This window comes from Pedobacter jamesrossensis, assembly GCF_042650905.1.
GTDB classification, from domain to species: domain Bacteria; phylum Bacteroidota; class Bacteroidia; order Sphingobacteriales; family Sphingobacteriaceae; genus Pedobacter; species Pedobacter jamesrossensis.
The window spans coordinates 1-23,364 of the sequence record NZ_JBHSBY010000140.1 but is presented as its reverse complement, the minus strand read 5'-3'; the positions used below and the strand labels follow the sequence as shown (position 1 = coordinate 23,364).

Here is a 23,364-nt window from a genome sequence, read left to right as displayed (position 1 = left end):
AACAGTAAAATATCCCTTTTAAACTAAACTAATCAAACAAATAACCTAATCAATATGAAAAGAATGTACTTAAGATGCTTAAGTATGTTGTTGTTAGTCTTATCAACAATAACAGCTTTTGCACAAAAAAACATCACCGGTACGGTAAGCGATGCTTCAGGTTCACTACCCGGTGTAAGCGTTTCTATTAAAGGAACAACAAAAGGAACTCAAACAGATGCATCTGGTAAGTTCTCTATATCTGTAAACTCAAAAGAAATTTTGGTTTTTACTGCAATCGGTTATGTAAGACAAGAAATCCCTTACAATAATCAATCAACAATTAATGTGGTACTAAAAGAAAGTGCTAATCAACTCGATGATGTTGATATTGTAACTACAGCATTGGGTATTAAGAGACAAGAAAAATCTCTGGGATATGCAGTAAGTACCGTTACAGCAAAACAATTAACTGAGGCTGGTAATACAAACTTTGCATCAGCCTTATATGGTAAAGCAGCAGGTGTAAAAATTACAACTGCACCTGGTGGTGCTAGTAGTGCGGTAAACGTTCAAATTCGTGGTATCAACTCTATTAACTACAATCAACAACCTTTATATGTTGTAGATGGTGTAATGATTAGAAATGATGGTCAAAATGGCGCAGCTGGAGCAAATAATAATAACTATTGGGATGATCAGCGTGTTCGTGGTAATGGTATTTTAGATATTAACCCGGCCGATATTGAAAGTTTAACAGTTCTAAAAGGTGCAAGTGCCTCTGCATTATACGGCTCGGATGCTGGAAGCGGTGTTGTTGTTATTACTACAAAAAAAGGTTCTAAAAACAGAGGCCTAGGAATTGACTTCAATTATCAGGGTTCTGTAGATCAAGTTGCCTTTTTACCTAATTTCCAAAATACTTACGGACCAGGTTATGATAGAGAAACTAACGTAGCAAACGGTGCTAATGAAGAAGGATGGATTGCAGATCCACTTTCACCAACTGGTTTAAGGCCATACTTTAGAGCTTATGCTAACTTTGGGCCTAAAATGGATGGTCAACAAGTGAGATGGTGGGATGGTTCAATTCGTTCTTATTCACCTCAGCCAAATAACTACAAGGATGTTTATCAAACAGGCTATACTTCGAATGCGAACGTTGCAATATCTAATCAAACGGATGCTTTAAACTATCGATTTTCTGCATCTCGGTTAGATTATAAAGGAACTCAACCCGGAAACACAGGTTCTAAAAACTCATTTAACTTAAACTCAACAGTTAAACTTGCACCTAAATTATCTGCAGATGTTATTGTTAGTTATGTAAATACCAAAACGAGAAATAGACCATACCAGTTAGGTCAAGTTTTAGGGTCTTTCGCAGGCTTCTTTAGCCGTGCAGAAGATATGGGATTAATGAAAGAAAAATATCAAACTAGTAATGGTTACAAATATTCAACTTTCGACCAGACAGCTCGTCCTGAACCGTTCGTTTATAATATCAGAGCAACAAATCTGTTAGATTTTTATTGGCAACAATTAAAAAATACATACGATGAAAATGAAAATAGATTATTATCTAGTTTCACTTTGAATTATGATTTTGCTAAAAATCTAAAGTTTAGAGGACGTATTGGTAATGATTATACTGGTGTAAAAGCAGAAAATCGTCAATTTACAGAAATCCCAAGTGCACTAAATGGAAACACAAGTACTGGCTCGTACACAACAAACCAAGGACAGTATTCGATATTATATGGTGATGCATTAGTAACTTATTCAAATAAAATAGGTGAAGATTTTAATGTTTCATTAAGTGGAGGTTATCAGGGTAGAAAAGAAACTTATAAAGATTTAAAGTCTAATACTAGAGATGGATTAGTAACAGAAAACTTTTTTGCTTTATCTAACTCTTTTGGTGTTGCAGAAACAACAGAATCTCGTAAAGAACAATTAAAATATGCTTATCTAGGACTATTAAACTTAAGCTATAAAGATTTTCTTTTTGTTGAAGGAACTGCTCGTCAGGAATATGTTTCTACACTTCCTCCTGCTAATAACCAATATTCTTACTATTCTGTTAATGGTGGTTTTGTTTTTAGTGATTTGTGGAAATTGCCTAAATTTTGGTCATACGGTAAATTAAGAGCATCATATGGTGTTGTTGGTAATGCGCCTCCAGTTTATGAATCAAATATTTCGTATACCCAAACTTCTTTACAAACTATTAATGGCTCAGTTCCCTCTATCATTTCAGCTAGATCTTACGGGAATTTAGGATTATTACCTGAGAAAAAACATGAAGCAGAGTTTGGTTTAGAAACACGTTTCTTAAATGGAAGATTAGGTTTAGATGTTAGTTACTATAATAATAAAATCAAAAACCAGATCTTACCACTTGATGTAAGTTCTACAAATGGAGCTCAAACTCAAATTGTAAATGTTGGTGAAATAGGAAACCGTGGTTTCGAATTGGCTCTAAACGCTACACCAATTTCAGGTAAATTTAGATGGGATACTAGATTTAATTTCTCTACAAACAAATCTAAAGTAAATTCACTTAAAGACGCTGATTCTGAAATTAACTTCTATAATTCAGATCAGTCTACTGCTAAAATTGTTGCAAGAGCAGGCGAAGAACTGGGTAACATTTATATTCGCCCGAGAAAAACAGATGCTAGCGGAAACTATATAATTAATGATGATGGTTTCTACGTAATGGACAATTCGGTTTATGTAAAGGCCGGCAACATTATGCCTAAAGCGGTTGGTGGTTTTTCAAACACATTTAGCTATGGAAACATTGCTTTAGATTTTACAATTGATTATCGCTTCGGTGGTAAAATGATTGCACCAAACTTAAAGTATATGCGTGGTGCGGGTATGTTAGAAAACTCGATGGAATTTAGAGATGCTGATAACGGAGGTATAACTTATACAAGTAATGGTAAAACGTATAATGATGGCGTTCTTTTACAAGGTGTTAACCAAACTACAGGTTTGCCTAATACAAAAGTGCTTTCTGCAGCTGATTACTACATAACGACCTTTAACTGGGGTGAAGGTTCTTTAACTGAAGCAGAAATCTTTAAGAACAATTACATAAAGATGAGAGAGATTACATTAACTTATAAGATACCTGCTACTTTTACAAAGAAAATGGGTATTACAAACCTTCGTTTCTCATTAATAGGACGTAACTTATTCTACATACACCGTACATTAAAAGATTTAGATCCAGAGGCACCTCTAGGAAATAAATGGTGGTCTCAAGGGGTTGATGTGGGTTCAACAGCAGCATCAAGAAATTTCGGATTCTCACTAAATGCAAACTTTTAGCAACTAAAATTAATGATATTATGAAAAGGTTAATTATACAAGCAAGTTTTCTTTTGCTATCAGTATCCACTTTAGTTGGCTGTAAAAAGGATCTTGAAGATAAATTCAACAACCCAGAAAAGGTTTTAGACCCTAATTTACCTGGATTGTTTACTGGAATGTTAAATAACGACCGTGTAGCAGCAAAATACTGGAACGTTCGTACTTTTTTATCACAAATGCCTGGCGTATATGCGCAAACAAGTTACATTTCAAATGGCAATACCATTTACCAACAAAGCGATGGTTATTCTCAGCAATATTGGGATGATTTCTATAGTACTGGTGGTAACGGAAGTGGTGTTATGGCACAGTACCGTGTAATGGAATTAAAATACAATTCACTATCTGCAGCCGAACAGGCTAATCAAAAAGCAATTATGCAAGCAGCAAAAGTTGTTTTAATTGAGCAAGCAGCGAAAATGGTTGATTTGTGGGGTGATATTCCATATTCAGCAGCTGGAAGTTTAAACTCAACAAGTACAATCAACAATCCAAAATATGATGAACAAAAAGCACTTTACACAAGTTTTATAGCTGATTTAGCTGCTGCAGGTACTTATTTTAATAGTAATACTACAACAGCAGCATTCTCAAAATCAGATATCTTATTAAAAGGTAGCATGAACATGTGGGCTCGCTATGCAAATTCATTAAGACTTAGGTTATTAATGCGTATTTCGAAAACTGATGAAGCAACTGCAAGAACTGCTGTTTTACAAATGTTAGGTAACCAGGCAACCACGCCATTAATTGATGGTGGAAATGTTGGTACTTACAACCCAGGAAGTTCAGATGTTTTATTGCAGCCTTTAACCAATAGCACAAGCGATTTACATGATGCATTTTTTGAAGGTAGCTGGTATGCAACTGATTATGCTTTAAATACCGTTATGTTGCCTGCAAATGATCCACGTATTCCTGTGATTTATGATAAATTTGGTCGTACAGTAGGTGGGAAATTTGTTCAGAACGCAGGTTATAAAGCAATGCCTGTTACTTTTACAACTACACAACAAGAAAACAGTTTTGCAGATTATTCAGTCTTGGATTCAGCTACATTTTTATACAATCAAAAATTACCTGGAATTTTAATTACTGCTTCTGAAGTTAACTTCTTGAAAGCTGAAGCTTATGAAAGATGGGGAAGTACTACTGATGCGAAAACTGCATATGATAATGCTTTAAGACAATCGGTTACGTTTTACCATTACCTTAATAATTTAAACCAAGGTGGTGGCTTTAAAAACGTTGCGGCTCCAGCTTCTACAGTTGTAGATGCTTGGGTAAACACTTCAACTGCAACTTATGCAGGAGCATCAGCTGATAAACTGGCTTTAATTTACAACCAGAAATGGATTCATTATGGCGTTTTACAATCGACAGAAGCTTGGTCTGAGTACAGAAGGACTGGTTTCCCGGTATTAACTTTTCCAACAGCAGGAAAGTTGTCAGGATTTGATACACCACCAACACGATTGATTTACCCAGGTAAGGAGAAAACACTAAACAGTGCTAACTACCAGGCGGTACAAGCAAAGGATACCAGAAAAACTAAGATTTTTTGGATGCCATAATTAAATAATAAACTAATCCCAGCCTTTTAGGCTGGGATTTTTAATTACATACCATGAATAGAAAATTACTTATAATTCTTATACTAACCTGTTGCTCAAGTTTCCTTTTTGCTCAACAGAACGATATTATGCCTCAATCAACTCATTACGAATGGCCCAAAGATCCATTGGTAAAGGAAAAGCTTGATAACTGGCAGGATAAAAAATTCGGAATGATTGTACATTGGGGATTATATGCTATTCCTGGTATTATAGAATCGTGGACAATTTGTTCTGAAGATTGGATAGAAAGAGATTCAACAATTTCGTACGAAGATTATAAGAAATGGTATTGGGATTTTAGCAAGCAATTTAATCCAACTAAATTTAATCCCGAACAATGGGCGAAAGCAGGTAAAGACGCCGGAATGAAATACCTTGTTTTTACTACCAAACATCATGATGGCTTTGCCATGTTCGATACCAAGCAAAGCGATTTTAGTATTGCGAAAGGTCCTTTTGCAAATAATCCTAGAGCTGATGTAGCAAAGTACGTTTTCGATGCTTTCAGAAAACAAGGATTTATGATTGGGGCATATTTTTCAAAACCTGATTGGCATTCGCAATATTATTGGTGGCAGAAATATGCTACAGCAGATAGAAATAACAATTACGATATCAGAAAATATCCTTGGCGTTGGAATATGTTCAAGAACTACACTTATAATCAAATAAGTGAATTGATGAATAATTATGGTAGTGTAGATATTTTGTGGTTAGATGGAGGGTGGGTTCGTCCTCTGGAAACGGTAAATGAAGAAGTATTATCTTGGGGTGCAAATATCCCAAAATGGAGTCAGGATATTGATATGCCCAAAATTGCAACCATGGCAAGAAAAGCTCAACCTGGTTTAATCATGGTTGATAGAACCGTTCATGGCTCTTATGAAAATTATCAAACACCAGAGCAAAGAATCCCTGAAAAGCAATTAGATTATCCTTGGGAAAGTTGCATGACTTTGGGTGGCGCATGGGGTTTCGTGCCAAATGATAAATATAAACCAGCTGCAGAAGTTGTTCATAAATTAGTAGAAATTGTAGCGAAAGGTGGAAGTTTACTTCTTGGTATTGGACCTAAACCTGATGGAACTTTACCCGCAGAAGTGATAGCACAATTAAACGAAATTGGAAAATGGACATCTGTGAATGGTAAAGCGATTTATAATACCCGAATTACTAAAAACTATAATAGTGGGCAAACTTGGTTTACACAAAGTAAAGATGGGAGAAGCATCTACGCAATTTACTGCATCAAACCTGAAGAGAAGTTGCCGAAAACCATAAGTTGGAAAGGTAATATCCCAAAAAAAGGAACAACGATGAAACTAATTTCCAAGTCTTATAATCTTAAATGGAAAGTACTAAATGGCGAAACTATAGTTGAACTACCGTCAAACTTATCTGAAAGAAACGCATTAGCATTTGAATTTCAGGTGGCTAATTAAATTATTTTAAGCCTGCAATTCCTAGTTTTTCGGCTAAGTCATTTAAATCGTTAACAACAACATCAATCAGTGGGATACCACTGATTTTTCTTTTTTGCTCAAATTCGTATTCTGGTTCGCCAGGAATAATTACTTTTTTATCTGGATCAATTGTTTTAGCACTTTTAAAACGTTCTACCCAATTATCAAGGTGATTTTTGAAGTCTTCTGCCGGACGAAATCCATCTACTCGCATAGCGCCTAAAAAATGGCCTAATCCTTCGCCTACCGGATTATCGGATGGTTCTAAGAAAGCTACAAAAGGAGGTACCCAAGGGCCGTAATTAGCACCAGAAAGCACAGCTGATAAAATATCTACTGTTGCACTTAAACCATAACCTTTGTGGCTGCCGTGGTCTTTGTCGCTACCTAAAGGGAGTAAAGAACCACCACTTTTTAATTCGTTTGGATTTGTAGAGTTTTCTCCGTTTTTATCCTGAACCCAACCATCGGGAATACTTTTATTTGCTCTTTGTGCAATTTCGAGTTTTCCATTTGCAGCAGCAGCGGTAGCCATATCTACAATAACTGGGGGGTATTTTCCTGCTGGAAAAGCATAACACATCGGGTTGGTGCCCAATAAACGTTCGTTGGCATAAGTTGGCGCTACCAATGGGCTAGCATTTGTCATACTGATACCAATCATATCTTTTTCTACCGCCATTAAAGCATGATACCCAGCAATACCGAAGTGATTAGAATTTTTAACCGAAACCCAGCCGCTACCATATTTTTCGGCCTTTTCTATTGCAACTTTCATAGCAAAGGGCGCAACGACCAGACCTAAACCAGCATCACCATCAATAGTTGCTGTTGTAGGTGTTTCATGCACAATTTTGATGTTCGGGGTGGCATTAATCCTTTTCTTTTCCCAAAGGCGAACATAGCCACTTAAACGAGCCACACCATGCGAATCAATACCACGTAAATCAGAACGAATTAAAACATCAGTAGCCAATTCAGCATGTTCATCAGAGCAGCCCATTCTTTGAAAAACACTATTAGTAAAAATTCTGAGATTGGTTTCGGTAAAGGTTATAAAGTTCATTTTTATTTTTTGAATAAGGAACAAGGAGCAATGATATGTTGCTGCGAATTCCTTATGATAATTTTAATTATTTGTCTTTATTCTCTGGTTATTTATCCTTGCTCATCATGGCAACAATAAAGTAAAATCGCCGCCTAATGGTTCGAAATTTTCAATGCATGATGAAAGAAAATCTTCACCATAATTAACATACATTGGCGCAATATTTAATGTTCTTTCTTGCATTGTTCCGTTTGGAAAAAGGCGTTTCTTAACATTTTCTATTTGAACAAGGGCTGTTTCATGCTTACGCTTTTCAGCTCTGAAAAGTTTTTTTTCAAGGTTTGTTAATAAGCGATTTGTCTTTTGCTTAGCTGTATCCGTAGAAACAGAAAGTGTTTTATCAATCTTATATGCATTCAATTTAATTTGATCAAAAATGCTGTTTATGGCTCTTGTTTCATCGGCTAAACTTAATTGAGCTGTAGAATGGCGTTTCACCCAAATGTTTTTTAGTTCCTCTACTGGTAAAAAAATATCCTCCAGAGAAAAACCAAGACTGTACAAGTTTTCAGCGCTGCGTTTATCAATTAATAAGGCCGAATTGCGTAAAAGCAGAACCGGGAAATCAACTTTATAATAATCGAAATTTGTTTTTAATTGCATCCAATAAGCAACTTCTGCACCGCCACCAATGTAGGCAATGTTCGGTAAAATTACCTCCTGATACATTGGTCTCATAACTACGTTTGGACTAAAACGCTCTGGGTGATTTTCGATTTCGGCTCTTAATTCAGTTTCTGTAAAATTAATATCAGTATGGTTAACTAAATATTTTCCTTTCTCGAAAATTAAGCGCTCGCGTAAATTATCCTTTAAATAAAAGAAATTGATATCGCGACCATTAACCTGTGTTTTGTAGCCAAATTCTTCTAAACTTTTAGAGCTTTGTTCTATGTTTTTAGCGCTGTTATGTTCAATAACATCAGCTGTTATTATGTTGGAAAATTGCTTTTTTAATTGTATATCATCAGCGTTTACGATTACCAAGCCATATTTTTCAAACAGATTATTAACTAAGTACCTTGTTGCATCCGCTAAATTATCATGTTCCAAATAAGCTTGTTCAACTAGTTTTGCAATTCGCTTTCCATTCTTAGAAATACCTAAATACCCTTTGTAAGCGGTAACTGCTGCTGCAACTGTTTTAGTGCTTAATCTTCCGGTTGCGCCATTTGTATTTTGAATCCAGCTGATGTTTTTTTCATCAACACTAACGTGATTAATTTCCTCAAAATCATGATCTTCGGTAGCCATCCAGTAAATGGGTACAAAATTTTTATCCGGATGTGCAATTTTTAACTCGATAGCAAGATTTATCGCGGTAACGATTTTATAAATAAAGTAAAGCGGGCCAGTAAAAAGATTTAATTGATGGCCAGTTGTAACCGTAAAAGTATTATCTAAACCTAAAAGTTCTATATTTTTAGTAACCGATTTATTTGGCGTTAAACGCTGGTATTGGTTTTTTAAAACTTCAACTAAAGTTTGTCTATTGCCTAAAAAGTGCCTTTTTTCTAGTGCCTCTGCTAAACCATCCATGTCAGGGCGATAACTATAAAAAGCCTTAAGCTGTTCTTCGTTATTAATATAATCTAAAACCAGTTTAGAAAATGAACCAGTTTCCTGATAGGAAATATATTTTGCCTGCATAATTAGCGAAAGTAACTCAATTTGAGGATAATTATAAAGCCCAATAACTATTTTACATTCGTTAAATAATTACATGTTACTTTCGATAGCGCCAACTTTCTCTCTATATAAATCAATTGGCCCATCTAAAAGCACTGCTATAACAGTTAAATCCTTATCCAATTTGTCTTTTGGGATATCTATATAAACAATACCTGGAATTTTACTCCAGTATAATTTGTTATAAACTTCATGCGAAAGCATTGTACCTTCGCCAACCACCCTAATTCGACTGATATTATTTTTTAATCCCTTAATTGATATTGGGCCTGTTGGTTGGCCCTCCACAAATAAATATAAAGTTTGTTTATCGGCAGAAAGTGCAGTATTTCCAATATAATGACCAAAAGGGATTCCTTTTTGAGTGTTTGAAAGTGCTTCTGCATGGTTAATAACCCAGTTGTTTATGTTTGCATTAGCGTTTTTAATTCCCGATTCGAAACCTAAACCATCAATAGGAAGTTTAGTGTTTTTAAATATATTGATGCCATTATTTAAGTCACTTGCCAATATTTTTAAATTTATATTCATTAAATCTAAAGGTTGAGTTGCCCCAAATAAGGTTTCTAATGAAATTGGCTGTTGTTTTATTTCTGATAGCTGAATCGACTCATCGAATGTTATTTTTAAAACCGTTACGTCTGCATCGAAAGCCTCATTCGGAATATTTAAGAGATAGTCGTTTTGGTTAATCGAAGTAAACTTAGCTGGCGTTTTTTCGCCAATTACATTTACACTCTTAATTTTAGATTTTATCCCGATTAATCGAATTCCATTTAAGTCTTTATTTTCGAGATAGATGTATAGGTTCTTTTTATCTTTTGATAATGCAGTTTTTGCGTTAATATGCCCGTAGGGAATTCCAGATTGCGTTTCGTAAATAGCTTCGCTATGTTTTTTTGTCCAGCGACCTAAATCTTTTAAAATTTTAACTTGTTCAGGAGCAATCGTTCCATCGGCTTTTGGCCCAATGTCTAACAATAAATTTCCGCCCATACTGATGCAATCAACAAGGGTTCGAATAATCATGTTAGATGATTTGTAGTGGTTATCATAAGGTTGATAGCCCCAAGAATCATTCATGGTATAACAAAGTTCTCAGTATTTAGAATCGGGTTTAACAACTGGAACGCCTTGTTCTGGCGTGTCATAATCGCCATGTTTATCTAATCTTGAGTTGATAATGATATTGGGGTTCTTATTTTTTAATAAAGAATGTACTTTATCATTTTGCCATTCTTCTGATGTATGTTCCCAATCGCCATCAAACCATAATAAATCTGGATTATATTGTGAAGAAAGCTCTGTTAACTGACCTTGATAATAGTTTAAATAGCTGTTCCATCTTTTCAAATCCGTTTTTGAATCGTATCGTTTTCTTTCTCTGGTAAAAATATCATAATCAGCATAACTCCAATCTGGGAGAGAAAAATATAATCCAGTTTTAAGTCCTGATTTTTTAAGCTCGGCAACAAATGGCGATATTAAATCTTTTTTTGCTGCACTATTATTTAATGTTGTTGTTGCTTTTTGTGCTTTCGTATTCCAAAGTGAAACGCCATCGTGATGTTTTGAAGTGATAACAGCATATTTGGCGCCACTTTCTTTAATCAGATTTACCCAGTCTTGTGGGTTATATTTTTCAGCAGTAAATCCATTAAGCTGTTTCATGTAATTATCATGATTTATGTAATTGTTGTAAAACGCCCAGGATTCTGAAATGCCATTAACCGAATATATGCCCCAATGTATAAAAATGCCTAGTTTTGCATCTGCAAACCATTCCATTTTTTTGTCAGGACTAACTGACTTTTGGGCTAAAGCAGATGTGTTTAATAGGAAGGAAATAGCTATAAAAGAAAATAAGATTCGCATAGTTTTGAAGTGATGGTCACTAAATTAAAAGATTTATTCTGCCTTTTTAGTTAGCACATAAATAAAATAGATAGTGCTCGAAATTACCATAAGAAATCGAAAAATTAAAACAACAATTTTGGGTAGATTTACATCATTTAATGTTGAACTACATAAGCTGACACTATAAATTTTCGGCCATAAAAAAACCGCCTCGATAAAATCGAAGCGGTTTGTAAAAATATTTGGTTTAGTGATTTACCATTTTTTGCGACGCTCGCCACCTTCTCTGTTTCCGCCTTCACGACTTCCACCTTCTCTACGTCCACTGCCACCAGTGTTACCACCTTTATCATCACGACTACGACCAGAGAAATCTCTGAAACCGCCGCCGCCATTTCCACCTTCACTTCTTCCACCTTCTCTACGTCCGCTACCGCCAGAACTTCTTCTGTCGCCACCGCCGCTGTTTCCGCCACGGTAACCACCGCCACCGCCGCTTCTGCGTTCGCCACCAAATCCACCGCTACGTCTTTCACCGCCACCGCGTCTTTCGCCAGCACCTTCACCACGACCACCATCTCCACTTTTCTCAATACGTACCTGACGACCGTTGAATTCAACAGACTTAAAGCCTTCGAAAACGGTATCAGCAACAGCATCTTCAACTTCAAAGAAAGAGAAAACACCTTTTAAATCGATTTTACCAACGCTTTTGCCAGCAATTTTTCCGTTATTACAGATAAATGACAACATATCGCCACGAGTAAATTCATCTACTGAACCTAAGTTTATAAATAAACGAGTGTAACCTTCGCTACCACGTCCACGTCTTTCACCACGTTCGCCTCTTTCGCCACGGTCATCGCCAACAGCTGCATTTAAATCAGGTGCTTTTGAATAGTAATCTAAGAAACGGTTAAACTCTAAAGATGCAAAACGTTTAATTACATCCTCTTTAGACAAATCTTTAAATTCATCCATTATACGAGGAATGTATTGATCGATTTGCTCTACATTAACTTCTACGTTATGTACTTTATGCACTAACGAGAATAATTGTTTTTCGCAAACATCAAATCCTGTAGGTAATTCAGCTTTAGTAAATTGTTTACCAATAATACGTTCTAACTGACGGATTTTACCAACTTCTTTTGAGTTGATGATACAGATAGAAATACCCGTTTTACCAGCACGACCAGTACGGCCAGAACGGTGAGTATAACTTTCAATCTCATCAGGTAAAGAATAGTTAATTACGTGAGTTACACCGCTTACATCGATACCACGAGCAGCAACATCTGTAGCAATTAATAATTGCATGTTACGCTCACGGAAACGTTGCATAACTTTATCACGTTGTTGTTGCGATAAATCGCCGTGTAAAGCATCAGCATTGTAACCATCTTTAATTAAATGCTCAGCAACATCTTGTGTATCCAATTTGGTTTTACAAAATACTACTGCAAAAATTTCAGGGTTGAAATCTACAATACGTTTTAAGGCAGCGTATTTATCACGAGCACGAACGATATAATATTCGTGTTCGATGTTTACGTTACCAGTGTTTTTTGTGCCCATGGTTAATTCAACAGGATTGTCCATATAGTTTTTAGCTATACGGCGAACTTCTGCAGGCATTGTAGCCGAGAATAACCAGGTTTTTTTGTCATCAGGAGTAGTTGATAAAATGTCGTTAATGTCATCCTGGAAACCCATGTTTAACATTTCGTCAGCTTCATCAAGCACAACATATTTAACAGAAGAGAAATCAATTGCCTTACGGCCAATGATATCCAACATACGGCCAGGCGTGGCCACTACGATTTGAACGCCTTGGCGTATTTCGCGTAGTTGTTGCATAATGTTCGCGCCACCGTAAACGGCAACAACGTGGGCATTAGCAACGTTTTTAGAAAAGTTTTTAAGGTCGTTAGCGATTTGTAAACATAACTCACGTGTAGGGCATAAAATTAATGCCTGTGGTTTGTTAATTTTAAAATCGATTAGTTCTAACAGCGGCAAACCAAATGCGGCTGTTTTTCCTGTTCCTGTTTGGGCCAAACCAACAAAATCATTAGTGCCTTCTAACAGTACAGGAATACTTTGTTCCTGAATAGGAGTTGGAGTTTCAAATCCAAGGTCCTTTACGGCATTAACGACGTCATCACTTATCCCCAATAATTGAAATGGGTTTGTCATTCGTCTTTTATTTATTTAAGCCGCAAAGGTACAGTTAATATTTTGTATTTTACTGATGGTTAGGTAAATAGTTATTTAATGTAAAGGCTTGTAAATTAAGTGTTAAGCTTTTTTTAAATACAATAAGTTCGATTGAAGGTTCTGGTTAACCTTTTTGAATGTCAATTTTGCTTAACATATGCTTAAAAATAGGCTCACATTTTTCTCTACAGCAAGGGTAAAATTGCCCATGTTTCCAAAAATCAGACTTTGGTGATTGACCCCACCAAAATTCTGCTAGTGCAATTGGCTTCATTTTATGTTGAAAAGCGTATTGTAAAAGTTTAGGTGCAGCACATTCGCCTGCGCCAGCCGGTGGATTTTTATAACCTATATCTTTAAATATTTCTGACAAGCTTTTTTCTGCTCCTGCTTGATTTAAGAAATGATAATGATTGAAAATTTTATTTTGTAGAGCGATAGAGTGATTTTTTCTTTTGAGTTTTAAATCTCTAATATGCGTTAGGTTTTCATTATATCCCTGTGCTTCTAGATCTCTTATTTCTTGATTTAAGTGTGTAAGTTCTTTCATTCCGGGATTTAGAAAGCCATTTTCGGTAAGTAAATCGAAAACTGGCGGAACGAATTTGGCGTGCTGATTACAGCCTGCCAGTTTACCAGAGAAAGCAGATAAATAACCTAATTCATTTTCTTGATTTTGAACCACAAGTACGCCGAACATTTTACCAATAATTGGGGTTTCATCATCATCAGATAAACCGAAATTGTGTATCCAATCGGTTTGATTGCTGAGGTAATCTTGCAGCTCACCAGCCGCTAATAAGCATAACGGGTGTGGCTCATCAATCATCAAATTAAACTTTTCAGGAATAATCTGATGATTGATTTTAGTTTTGAATTTTGAAAAATAAGTGTCTTTAATTTCTTTCGACATTTTAATTAGTTACCGAATGCCAAATTTTAAAGCATTTTTTTAAAAATTCTTCATATTGTCATTGCGAGGTACGAAGCAACATATTTTGACAGGAGCGATTGCTTCGTACGTCGCAAAGACGATCGTTTTAAAGATGAATTATATTTTTCTTTACGTTATCTATACAAGGAAAGTTTCTTAGAATTTATTTATCTCAGTCTTTCAGCAGAGCGGATTAATCTTTCATCTTTATTAATACCGAAAATTGCGAGTATACAAAATAGAATAGCAACAGCAGGTAAATAAGCACCGAAATCGAAATGAGCACCATCAATACCACCTGGTAATTTTTGAGCGAAAATACTGCACCAAAATGCAAAACCAATAATTGCAATGATCGAAAATATTGCAATTCGTTTTTGCATACTTCTTCTTTTGAAATTAAAAATATTAACAAAACAAAGTACAGCGACTACAATATTTGTAATTAAAAGAGGTGTAAACTGCTCTTTCATCTGGCCAGAACCTGGTTTCCCAACAACGTCCTGATATAAGCCAATCGTGTGGATTTCTGTTTCAGTTGTTGTGTTTTCTTTGCTAATTAGGGGTAAAAAAAGCATTAAAATTAAGGCTATTGCTGCTAAAAAAAGCCAGATAGATTGTATTCTTTGTATCATGTTAATTTAATATTTTCAACAAACTTAGCAACAATAATTACAAGGAACAAAGATAAAAGAGTAAGGAATAAGATTAAACTTCTAATATGCATGAGAAAGCAGAAATTACTGTGAAAAGCTGGTTGCTCATTTATCTTTGTTTGTTAATCCTTACTCTTTTATTCTAACATACTAAACTGTACTTTTGCATCGCTTTGAGTAAAAAAAGGTATTTCATACAAATCGCTTACGATGGCAGCTTATACCACGGCTGGCAAATTCAACCCAATGCAATAACTGTTCAAGAGTTGTTGGATGGCGCTATGAGTATAATTTTTAGGCAACCAATAGAAACATTAGGTTGTGGCAGAACAGATGCAGGCGTGCATTCAACTGAATTTTTCGCTCACTTTGATGTAGAAAACATAGATGAGGTTAAGGTTTTAAATTCTATTGCAAGTATTAACGCAAAACTGCCTTACCAAATTGCAGCTAAAAGGATTGTGCCTGTTGCCAATGACGCACATGCTCGTTTCCATGCTACAGCAAGGGCTTACAAATATTATATTCATTTCGAAAAAGATCCTTTTAAACTAAACCGTTCGTGGTTGGTAAAAGATAAATTAGATATAAATTTGATGAATAAAGCCGCGTCAGAATTATTAAATTACACTGATTTTTCTTGCTTTAGTAAATCGAATACGCAAACCTTTACCAATAATTGTAAAATTGTACAGGCTGTTTTCGAAGAACAAGATGGAAGTATTGTTTTTACAATAGAAGCCGACCGCTTTCTTAGAAATATGGTTAGGGCAATCGTTGGTACATTGGTTCGGGTAGGCAAAAAAGAAATCGATATTGAAGATTTTAAAGTAATTATTGATAGTAAAAACCGAAGCAACGCCGGACAATCGGTTCCTGCTTGCGGTTTGTATTTAGTTAAAGTAGAATATCCGTACATAAATTAGTTACGAGTTGCGGTTTATAGGTTATAAGTCTGGATGTATAAAAAAAATATAAAATTCGCAAACGATTAAACCTTTGCTCAAAACAAATTCTAAACCCATAACCCATAAAATGGCAGTAACAGGCGAAGTATATAATAAAGGATTACTTAAGCGTATTTTTGAATATGTTAAGCCTTATCGTTCTGTTTTTATTTCCTCAGTAATTTTAACTGTTTTACTTGCTGCAATTTCTCCTGTTCGCCCGTTTTTAATTGGTTATGCATTAGATAATTATATTTTAAAAGGTGATTATAATGGTTTAGTTACCATGACCATTCTGATGATTTTAATGCTGCTTTTGCAAAGCATTATTCAATACAGTCAAACACTTCTAACCAATACTTTAGGTCAATCGGTAATACGCGATTTAAGAATCAACGTATTTAATCACATTACAAAACTTAGGTTAAAGTACTTCGATAAAACCCCAATTGGTCAGTTAATTACCCGAACAGTTTCAGATTTAGAAACCATTGCCGATATTTTTTCTGAAGGATTAATTTCCATGATTGGCGATTCTTTACAGGTTATCGTAATTGTTGGCGTTATGTTGGCTATCGATTGGAAACTAACTTTAGTCGTTTTAATTCCTGTTCCATTGTTAATAATGGCCACAAGGAAATTCCAGAAATCGATTAAAGCAGCTTTTCAGGAAGTAAGAACCGAAGTTGCAAACTTAAATACCTTTTTGCAAGAACATATTAGCGGTGTTTCCATAGTGCAATATTTTGCCAGAGAAAGGCAAGAGTACAAGAAATTCTACAACATCAACAAACGCTATCGCGATGCAAATATTCGTTCTAACTGGTATTATTCTATCTTTTTCCCCATAGTAGAGTTAATTTCAGCAATGTCTTTAGCCTTATTAATTTGGTATGGAGGTAAAAGTATTTTCAGCAGTTCGATAACACCAGGAGTAATTAATCAGTTTATTATGTACTTGGCAATGGTTTACACCCCAATTCGCCAACTGGCTGATAAATTTAATACTTTACAAATGGGGATGGTTGGTGCCGAACGTGTTTTTAAAGTCTTAGATACTGATGAGAAAACAATTGACACGGGACAAATTGAACCTCCAAAGCTGGATGGAAACATCAAATTCAAAAATGTTTGGTTTGCTTACAACGATGATAATTATGTTTTGAAAGATTTATCTTTCGAAGTAAAGGCAGGCGAAACAGTAGCTTTAGTTGGTGCAACCGGAGCGGGTAAATCATCGACAATTAATATTTTAAACCGTTTTTACGAGGTTAAAAAAGGAGAAATAACAGTTGATGGAATACACATTAAGGACTTTAAACTCGATTATTTGAGAAGTCATATTGCAACAGTTTTACAAGATGTTTTCTTATTTTCAGATACAATTTTAAATAACATCACCTTAAATAATCCAAAAATTACGATTGACGAAGTAGTAAATGCTTCGAAAAAAGTTGGTGCTCACGATTTTATTGAGCGTTTGCCTGGCGGTTATCAATATAATGTAATGGAAAGAGGTTCGACACTTTCTGCCGGACAAGCACAACTCATCTCTTTTATTCGTGCTTTGGTTCATAATCCGACAATTTTGGTATTGGATGAAGCCACTTCATCTGTAGATACTGAAACAGAATTGTTAATTCAAAAAGCGATTGATAATTTAATGGAAGGCCGAACTTCAATTGTTATTGCCCACCGTTTATCAACCATTCAAAAAGCCAATCAAATTATTGTTTTGGATAAAGGCGAAATTAAAGAAAAAGGAACTCATCAGGAATTATTAAGGCTAAACGGTTACTATAAAAAGCTTTACGATTTACAATTTTCTTCAGAAGGTATTGCCAAAGCATAAATCTTAATTATTTCGAAGTAATTTCTTAATTTAACATCTTCTTAAAATCAATAGAAGATGAAATCTTTAAAACTATTCGCTGTTCTGTTAATCTCAGTTCTTGCTCTGAATGTTTCTGCACAGCAGAAAAAATATGTTATGGTTATTCATGGCGGCGCCGGAACAATCTTGAAAAAGAACATGACGCCCGAAAAAGAAGCTGCATATATCGCTGCTTTAACCGAGGCTTTGAAAGCTGGTTATGCAAAAATTCAAGAAGGAAAAAATAGTTTAGATGCAGTAGAAGCAACTATTCATGTAATGGAAAATTCGCCCTTGTTTAATGCAGGTAAAGGCGCAGTTTTTACCCATGATGGTCGCAACGAGCTTGATGCGGCAATTATGGATGGCAAAACGCAAATGGCTGGAGCAGTTGCAGGTATTACAACAGTCAAAAATCCTATCTCAGCAGCCAGAGCAGTAATGGAAAAATCAGAGCATGTAATGATGGTTGGTTCTGGAGCAGATTTATTTGCAAAAGATGCTGGATTGGAAATTGTCGACCCTAAATATTATTGGACTAAAGAACGTTGGGACGGTTTACAACAGGCAATTAAAGAAGATTCTACCAAAGCGGTTTTAGACCACGGAAGTAAAAAATCAGAGCTTTTAGGTTCGAAAAATCACGATTATAAGTTCGGAACTGTTGGTTGTGTGGCGTTAGATAAAGCAGGCAATTTGGCTGCTGGAACTTCGACTGGTGGTATGACAAATAAAAAATACGGTCGTGTTGGCGATGCACCAATAATCGGCTCCGGAACTTATTGTAATAACGAAACTGCTGGTATTTCTTGTACGGGTTGGGGCGAATTTTACATTCGTAATGTGGTGGCTAAAACCATCTCCGATTTAATGGAATATAAAGGTTTATCGGTTATCGAAGCATCGAAAATTGCTTTAGATAAGGTTGGTAAAATGGGTGGTGATGGCGGTTTGATCGCTTTGGATAAAAAAGGAAACGTTGCAATGCCTTTTAATACTGAAGGTATGTATCGTGGAACAATTACTGCCGATGGCAAAATAGAAGTAAGCATTTACAAATGATGAAGAAACTGTTTACATTACTTGTAATCATAAGCCTTTCGACTTTTGTAAAAGCCCAAAATAAAGGCAATTTATTCATAATTGGTGGAGGAAATCGCTCGGATGCGTTAATGAAACAGATGCTGCAAACAGCCGATTTAAAATCTACAGATTATATTATTGTTTTGCCAATGGCAAGTACAATTCCCGATTCTGGATTTAAGAGTTTTTCTGCTCAAATGAAAAAGTTGGATAATCGAATGATCAGAAATTTCAATTTTGCAAAGCATGATGTTAACGATAAGAAATGGATCGATTCTTTGGCTTCAGCAAAACTGATTTATATTCTTGGCGGCGACCAAAGTCGTTTTATGAAATCAGTTTTAAATACACCAGTTTACGCTGCAATTCATAAAGCGTATAAAAATGGTTCTACAATAGCAGGAACAAGTGCCGGCGCTGCGGTTATGAGTAAATATATGATTACTGGAAACCAACTTTTAGATACCGTTTACAAAGAAACATTTAATAAACTTTGGGATAAAAATATTGAGTTTGAGGAGGGCATGGGCTTGCTGGAAAACACAATTATCGACCAGCATTTCTTAAAAAGAAATCGATATAACCGTTTAATTTCTGCTTTAGCTGCCCATCCAGATTTAACATCTGTAGGAATTGATGAAAGCACAGCAATTATTGTTCATGGCAATAAAGCAACAGTTGCAGGGGAAAGTCAGATAATACGTTTATCGAACCCAAAAGATTTAAAGAAAACAGACAAAGGTTTGCTGAAATTTAATCAGGCTGATTTCGGGATTTTTACTGCTGGCGATGTTATCGAAATTAAACCTTAAAAGAGTAAAGTCGGGTTACATAGAAGAATATTTCTATATTCCATTTTCAAAATCGAATTAATGAAATTTATAAAACAGCTATTTTCTAATTTAACCTTCCAGGTTATAGTAGCCATAATCATAGGCATATTTGTTGGAACATATTTCCCAGGGTTTGCGCCAACGGCTAAACTAATTAGTCAGGGTTTTATTAACCTGATAAGTATGTTAATTGCACCAATTATTTTCTTTACCATTGTTTTAGGTATTGCCCATATGGGCGATATGAAAAAGGTAGGTAGAGTTGGTGGAAAAGCCCTTTTGTATTTTGAAATTGTAAGTACAGTAGCTATTGCAATTGGTTTATTAGTTGCTAATATTCTAAAACCTGGTGCTGGGATGGTCGCAAAAGCAGGCGATACTACAAAAATTGCTGGTTATGCAGAACAGGCGAAGGATATGAACTGGGCAGAATTTTTTCTTCATATTATTCCGCATAATGTTATCGCTGCTTTTGCCGAAGGAAACATTTTGCAGATTCTATTATTCGCAATTCTGTTTGGCTACGGCTTAAATAAATTAGGTGGCGAAGGAACTTCAGTTTTAAATGCTTTTGATAAAATTTCTAAAGTACTTTTCAAAATAATGAAAGTAATTATGCGTTTGGCTCCAATAGGTGCTTTCGGTGGTATGGCTTTCAGTATTGGTACGCATGGTGTTCAAAGCATTATTGGCATGGCCAAGCTAATGGGATCGGTTTATCTAACTTGTATTTTATTCATTTTTGTGGTTTTAAACGGTATTTGTCGATATTATAATTTCAGTCTTTGGCAGTATCTTAAATTTATCCGCCAGGAGATTTTAATAGTTTTGGGTACTTCTTCCTCAGAATCGGCTTTACCAAGTATGATGCAAAAAATGGAAGCAATCGGCTGCGATAAATCTGTTGTTGGTTTGGTTATTCCAACGGGTTATTCTTTTAATTTAGATGGAACAGCAATTTATCTGGCAATGGCGGTAATATTTCTCTGTCAGGTTTTCCATGTCGATTTATCCTTAGGCCAACAAATTACCGTTTTAGGTGTGCTTATGGTTACTTCAAAAGGGGCAGCAGGCGTAACAGGAAGTGGTTTTATAGTTTTGGTTTCGACCTTAACTGCGCTTAAAATTATGCCGATTGAGCATATTTCTATACTAATTGGTGTAGATAGATTTATGAGTGAAGCCAGAGCAATTACAAATGTAATCGGCAACGGCGTTGCTACAATTGTAATAGCAAAAAGCGAAAATCAATTTGATGAAGTGAAGTATAAGCTGGCAATAAAGGATGTTAAAGGTTAAAGGTTACAAGTCTGGACGCATAATTTGCTTGCGAGTTATACGTGTGAATTTGAAAAAGAACTGGATTTGAAAAAGAATACAAAAAAATCGCAATCGATTAAACCTTTTCATAAAACAACTTCTAAACCCATAACCCATAACCCATAACCCATAACCCATAACCCATAACCCATAACCCAACTCTTTTCCCTACCTTTGCGTTAGAAACCTGCACACAGCTTGTTTAATTAATCCAGAACACATTGGCTCAAAAAGAAAATAACCGCAATGAAAAAAGCGAGTTACACGGACGTAACAAACACCGTTCACGTTACAATTTCAAACAACTTATTACTAGTTCAAAAGAATTAAAGCGTTTCGTTTTTAAGAACGAACACGACGATGATTCTATCGATTTTGCTGACCAAAGCGCCGTTAAAGCACTTAATAAGGCATTGCTGAAGCATTTTTATAACATTCCGCAGTGGGATATTCCTAAAGATTATCTTTGCCCGCCAATTCCAGGCAGAGCAGATTATATACATTATGTTGCCGATTTATTAGGCTCGAGTAACAAGGGTAAAATTCCAAAAGGGAATAACATTAAAGTATTAGATATTGGTGTAGGCGCAAACTGTATTTACCCAATTATCGGTCATCAGGAATATGGATGGAATTTCGTAGCTTCTGATATCGACCCGCTTTCAATCGAATCAGTTCAGCGTATTGTAGATGCAAACAAGCCATTGCAAGGCGCTATCGAAGCTCGTCTTCAATCTTCGAAAATGGGGATTTTTAGAGGTATTGTTGGCGCAAGAGAGCAATACGACTTAACGGTTTGCAACCCACCTTTCCACTCATCTTTAAAAGAAGCAGAACAAGGTACCCGACAGAAATGGCGTAATTTGGGTGGCACAGAAAAAGAAGTAAAACACGTATTAAACTTTGGTGGTAATAAGGCAGAGCTTTGGTGCCCGGGTGGAGAACGTGCTTTTGTAGAGCAAATGATTATTCAAAGCGCTCAAATCAAAAATCAGGTTTTATGGTTTAGTTCTTTGGTATCTAAAAGTGCCAACTTAAAAAGTATTTACAATAACTTGGTTAATGCAAATGCTTTCGAAGTTCGTACCGTTCAAATGAGTCAGGGCCAAAAAATTAGCCGTTTTGTAGCCTGGACATTCCATAATGAAGAAGAACAAGCAGAGTGGGCAAAAAAATGGAAAGTTGAAACTAAGCCAAAAACAGAAGTTAAAGAAGCATAGTAAAAATATATTTAGAAAAGCAAAGCCGGATTAACGATTAAAGTTAGTCCGGCTTTTTGTTTGTATTCCCGAAGAAAAATCGGGAGATACCACTTCAATCCGGTTTATTTCCAAAAAGTAAGTGCAGCTATTTAAGGTTAACATAACGCCAAATCTACCCGGTTTTTGCATCGAAAATATAACCTGCTAAAGCAGTTACAGCCATTGCAACAGTTCCCCAAAAGCAAATACGAATAATTCCTTTTAACATATTAGAGCCACCTGCTTTTGCTGCAACGGCACCAGAAAGCGCTAAAAAAACGATTGCAAAACCGTACTGGTAAAAAACCATCGATTTAATTGGAGCAAAAAATGCGACCAAAAATGGAAGGATTCCACCGCTTATAAATGAAGCACCAGAGGCTAATGCTGCTTGAAGTGGTTTGGGTTGTGTATGTTCGTTTATTCCTAATTCATCTCTGGCATGAGCTTGCAATACATCTTTCTCTGTAAGCTGAATGGCAACTTGCATGGCTAAGTCTTTGTCCAAACCTTGGGCAACATATATTTTAGCAAGTTCTTTTAATTCAACCTCTGGCATGGTTTCGAGCTCAATTTTCTCTCGTGCCAAATCTGCAGTTTCTACATCAGCTTGCGAACTAACCGAAACGTATTCTCCAGCAGCCATAGATAATGCTCCCGCTACTAAACCCGCCAGTGCGGCAAGTACAATTGGGTTTCTGGTATCGCTTGCAGCGGCTACGCCAATAACAAGGCTTGCTGTAGAAATAATTCCATCGTTTGCGCCTAAAACAGCCGCCCTTAGCCAGCCAGTTCTATTGGTGTAATGTTGTTCTAATTCCATTGTTGGATTAATTTAATTATCTCAAATTTAGGTAAATGAGTTAATTTAATTATTTGCTAGCACAATACAGAAAGATTCTAATGTTTCTACTTCTTTTCGTAAACAATCAGGATAACCAAATCATTATCTGAATTTGGTGCAATTCCGTGCGAACTTCCAGGGCGGGTTAGTATAGCATTGCCAGGTTTTACTGGAATACTTTTACCATTCATTTTCATCACTCCATTACCACTCAGGGTCAACGCACTTAAATTTGGTTAAACACTTGCAATAGATACTGATTGTCCCATCCAGCCTTGAGTCTTTTAGTTACTAGAGAGCCCTTGGATGGATCTTTT

The 23,364-nt window shown here is 35.8% G+C and carries 16 protein-coding genes and 1 pseudogene; 9 read left to right on the top strand and 8 right to left on the bottom strand.

All coding sequences use genetic code 11. The features are described 5' to 3' along the window. Positions 1-54: 54 nt before the first annotated feature. From ACFOUY_RS17575 to ACFOUY_RS17565, 3 genes are read left to right on the top strand one after another with little or no spacing between them, the layout of a single operon-like run. The gene (locus ACFOUY_RS17575) at positions 55-3,321 is read left to right on the top strand and encodes a SusC/RagA family TonB-linked outer membrane protein (RefSeq protein ID WP_378962523.1); all 3,267 of its coding nucleotides are present in this window, start codon (positions 55-57) and stop codon (positions 3,319-3,321) included. 20 nt (positions 3,322-3,341) lie between these two features. Then, positions 3,342-4,937 carry a SusD/RagB family nutrient-binding outer membrane lipoprotein gene (locus tag ACFOUY_RS17570; RefSeq protein ID WP_378962522.1) on the top strand — a complete coding sequence of 532 codons (1,596 nt, stop codon included), beginning with the start codon at positions 3,342-3,344 and terminating at the stop codon, positions 4,935-4,937. Between the two features lie 53 nt (positions 4,938-4,990). Next, the gene (locus ACFOUY_RS17565) at positions 4,991-6,421 is read left to right on the top strand and encodes an alpha-L-fucosidase (RefSeq protein WP_378962520.1); all 1,431 of its coding nucleotides are present in this window, start codon (positions 4,991-4,993) and stop codon (positions 6,419-6,421) included. Position 6,422: 1 nt separating this feature from the next. On the opposite strand, the gene ACFOUY_RS17560 is transcribed toward ACFOUY_RS17565, so the two are convergent. The 6 genes and pseudogenes from ACFOUY_RS17560 to ACFOUY_RS17535 form a co-directional block, all read right to left on the bottom strand. Further along, a complete protein-coding gene (locus ACFOUY_RS17560) occupies positions 6,423-7,508 on the bottom strand; it encodes an Ldh family oxidoreductase (RefSeq protein ID WP_378962519.1) in 1,086 nt (361 codons plus the stop codon). A gap of 105 nt (positions 7,509-7,613) precedes the next feature. Continuing rightward, a complete protein-coding gene (gene bshC / locus ACFOUY_RS17555) occupies positions 7,614-9,200 on the bottom strand; it encodes a bacillithiol biosynthesis cysteine-adding enzyme BshC (RefSeq protein ID WP_378962518.1) in 1,587 nt (528 codons plus the stop codon). A gap of 69 nt (positions 9,201-9,269) precedes the next feature. Continuing rightward, positions 9,270-11,027: pseudogene (locus ACFOUY_RS17550) on the bottom strand (alpha-L-fucosidase). A gap of 324 nt (positions 11,028-11,351) precedes the next feature. Then, positions 11,352-13,295, bottom strand: a complete 1,944-nt coding sequence (locus ACFOUY_RS17545; protein ID WP_378962516.1) for a DEAD/DEAH box helicase — start codon at positions 13,293-13,295, stop codon at positions 11,352-11,354. A 145-nt stretch (positions 13,296-13,440) separates the two neighbouring features. Beyond that, entirely contained in the window at positions 13,441-14,229 is a 789-nt protein-coding gene (locus tag ACFOUY_RS17540; RefSeq protein WP_378962515.1) for a hypothetical protein, read from the bottom strand. Positions 14,230-14,417: 188 nt separating this feature from the next. Next, positions 14,418-14,885, bottom strand: a complete 468-nt coding sequence (locus tag ACFOUY_RS17535; protein ID WP_378962514.1) for a DUF4293 domain-containing protein — start codon at positions 14,883-14,885, stop codon at positions 14,418-14,420. Between the two features lie 194 nt (positions 14,886-15,079). Here ACFOUY_RS17535 and truA point away from each other — a divergent pair, with 194 nt between their 5' ends. The 6 genes from truA to rlmF all read left to right on the top strand — a co-directional run bounded on the left by truA (position 15,080) and on the right by rlmF (position 22,182). Beyond that, positions 15,080-15,832 carry a tRNA pseudouridine(38-40) synthase TruA gene (gene truA / locus ACFOUY_RS17530; protein WP_378962513.1) on the top strand — a complete coding sequence of 251 codons (753 nt, stop codon included), beginning with the start codon at positions 15,080-15,082 and terminating at the stop codon, positions 15,830-15,832. Between the two features lie 109 nt (positions 15,833-15,941). Continuing rightward, the gene (locus ACFOUY_RS17525) at positions 15,942-17,705 is read left to right on the top strand and encodes an ABC transporter ATP-binding protein (RefSeq protein WP_378962512.1); all 1,764 of its coding nucleotides are present in this window, start codon (positions 15,942-15,944) and stop codon (positions 17,703-17,705) included. A 57-nt stretch (positions 17,706-17,762) separates the two neighbouring features. Beyond that, positions 17,763-18,788 carry an isoaspartyl peptidase/L-asparaginase family protein gene (locus tag ACFOUY_RS17520; RefSeq protein ID WP_378962511.1) on the top strand — a complete coding sequence of 342 codons (1,026 nt, stop codon included), beginning with the start codon at positions 17,763-17,765 and terminating at the stop codon, positions 18,786-18,788. Further along, positions 18,785-19,621 (top strand): cyanophycinase, encoded by an 837-nt coding sequence (locus tag ACFOUY_RS17515; RefSeq protein WP_378962510.1) that lies wholly within the window; start codon positions 18,785-18,787, stop codon positions 19,619-19,621. Before ACFOUY_RS17520 ends, ACFOUY_RS17515 begins: the two co-directional genes overlap by 4 nt. Positions 19,622-19,681: 60 nt before the next feature. Then, entirely contained in the window at positions 19,682-20,941 is a 1,260-nt protein-coding gene (gene dctA / locus ACFOUY_RS17510) for a C4-dicarboxylate transporter DctA (RefSeq protein WP_378962509.1), read from the top strand. 242 nt (positions 20,942-21,183) lie between these two features. Continuing rightward, a complete protein-coding gene (gene rlmF / locus ACFOUY_RS17505) occupies positions 21,184-22,182 on the top strand; it encodes a 23S rRNA (adenine(1618)-N(6))-methyltransferase RlmF (RefSeq protein WP_378962508.1) in 999 nt (332 codons plus the stop codon). Positions 22,183-22,336: 154 nt separating this feature from the next. On the opposite strand, the gene ACFOUY_RS17500 is transcribed toward rlmF, so the two are convergent. Next, positions 22,337-23,026, bottom strand: a complete 690-nt coding sequence (locus ACFOUY_RS17500) for a VIT1/CCC1 transporter family protein (RefSeq protein WP_378962507.1) — start codon at positions 23,024-23,026, stop codon at positions 22,337-22,339. 86 nt (positions 23,027-23,112) lie between these two features. Next, the gene (locus tag ACFOUY_RS17495) at positions 23,113-23,268 is read right to left on the bottom strand and encodes a cupin domain-containing protein (protein ID WP_378962506.1); all 156 of its coding nucleotides are present in this window, start codon (positions 23,266-23,268) and stop codon (positions 23,113-23,115) included. Positions 23,269-23,364 lie beyond the last annotated feature (96 nt).

Excerpts from the sequence above, each read along its gene's own strand:
- ACFOUY_RS17575 (WP_378962523.1), top strand. The coding sequence starts at position 55 with ATGAAAAGAATGTACTTAAGATGCTTAAGTATGTTGTTGTTAGTCTTA.
- ACFOUY_RS17570 (WP_378962522.1), top strand. The coding sequence starts at position 3,342 with ATGAAAAGGTTAATTATACAAGCAAGTTTTCTTTTGCTATCAGTATCC.
- ACFOUY_RS17565 (WP_378962520.1), top strand. The coding sequence starts at position 4,991 with ATGAATAGAAAATTACTTATAATTCTTATACTAACCTGTTGCTCAAGT.
- ACFOUY_RS17560 (WP_378962519.1), bottom strand. The coding sequence starts at position 7,508 with ATGAACTTTATAACCTTTACCGAAACCAATCTCAGAATTTTTACTAAT.
- bshC (WP_378962518.1), bottom strand. The coding sequence starts at position 9,200 with ATGCAGGCAAAATATATTTCCTATCAGGAAACTGGTTCATTTTCTAAA.
- ACFOUY_RS17545 (WP_378962516.1), bottom strand. The coding sequence starts at position 13,295 with ATGACAAACCCATTTCAATTATTGGGGATAAGTGATGACGTCGTTAAT.
- ACFOUY_RS17540 (WP_378962515.1), bottom strand. The coding sequence starts at position 14,229 with ATGTCGAAAGAAATTAAAGACACTTATTTTTCAAAATTCAAAACTAAA.
- ACFOUY_RS17535 (WP_378962514.1), bottom strand. The coding sequence starts at position 14,885 with ATGATACAAAGAATACAATCTATCTGGCTTTTTTTAGCAGCAATAGCC.
- ACFOUY_RS17525 (WP_378962512.1), top strand. The coding sequence starts at position 15,942 with ATGGCAGTAACAGGCGAAGTATATAATAAAGGATTACTTAAGCGTATT.
- ACFOUY_RS17520 (WP_378962511.1), top strand. The coding sequence starts at position 17,763 with ATGAAATCTTTAAAACTATTCGCTGTTCTGTTAATCTCAGTTCTTGCT.
- ACFOUY_RS17515 (WP_378962510.1), top strand. The coding sequence starts at position 18,785 with ATGATGAAGAAACTGTTTACATTACTTGTAATCATAAGCCTTTCGACT.
- dctA (WP_378962509.1), top strand. The coding sequence starts at position 19,682 with ATGAAATTTATAAAACAGCTATTTTCTAATTTAACCTTCCAGGTTATA.
- ACFOUY_RS17500 (WP_378962507.1), bottom strand. The coding sequence starts at position 23,026 with ATGGAATTAGAACAACATTACACCAATAGAACTGGCTGGCTAAGGGCG.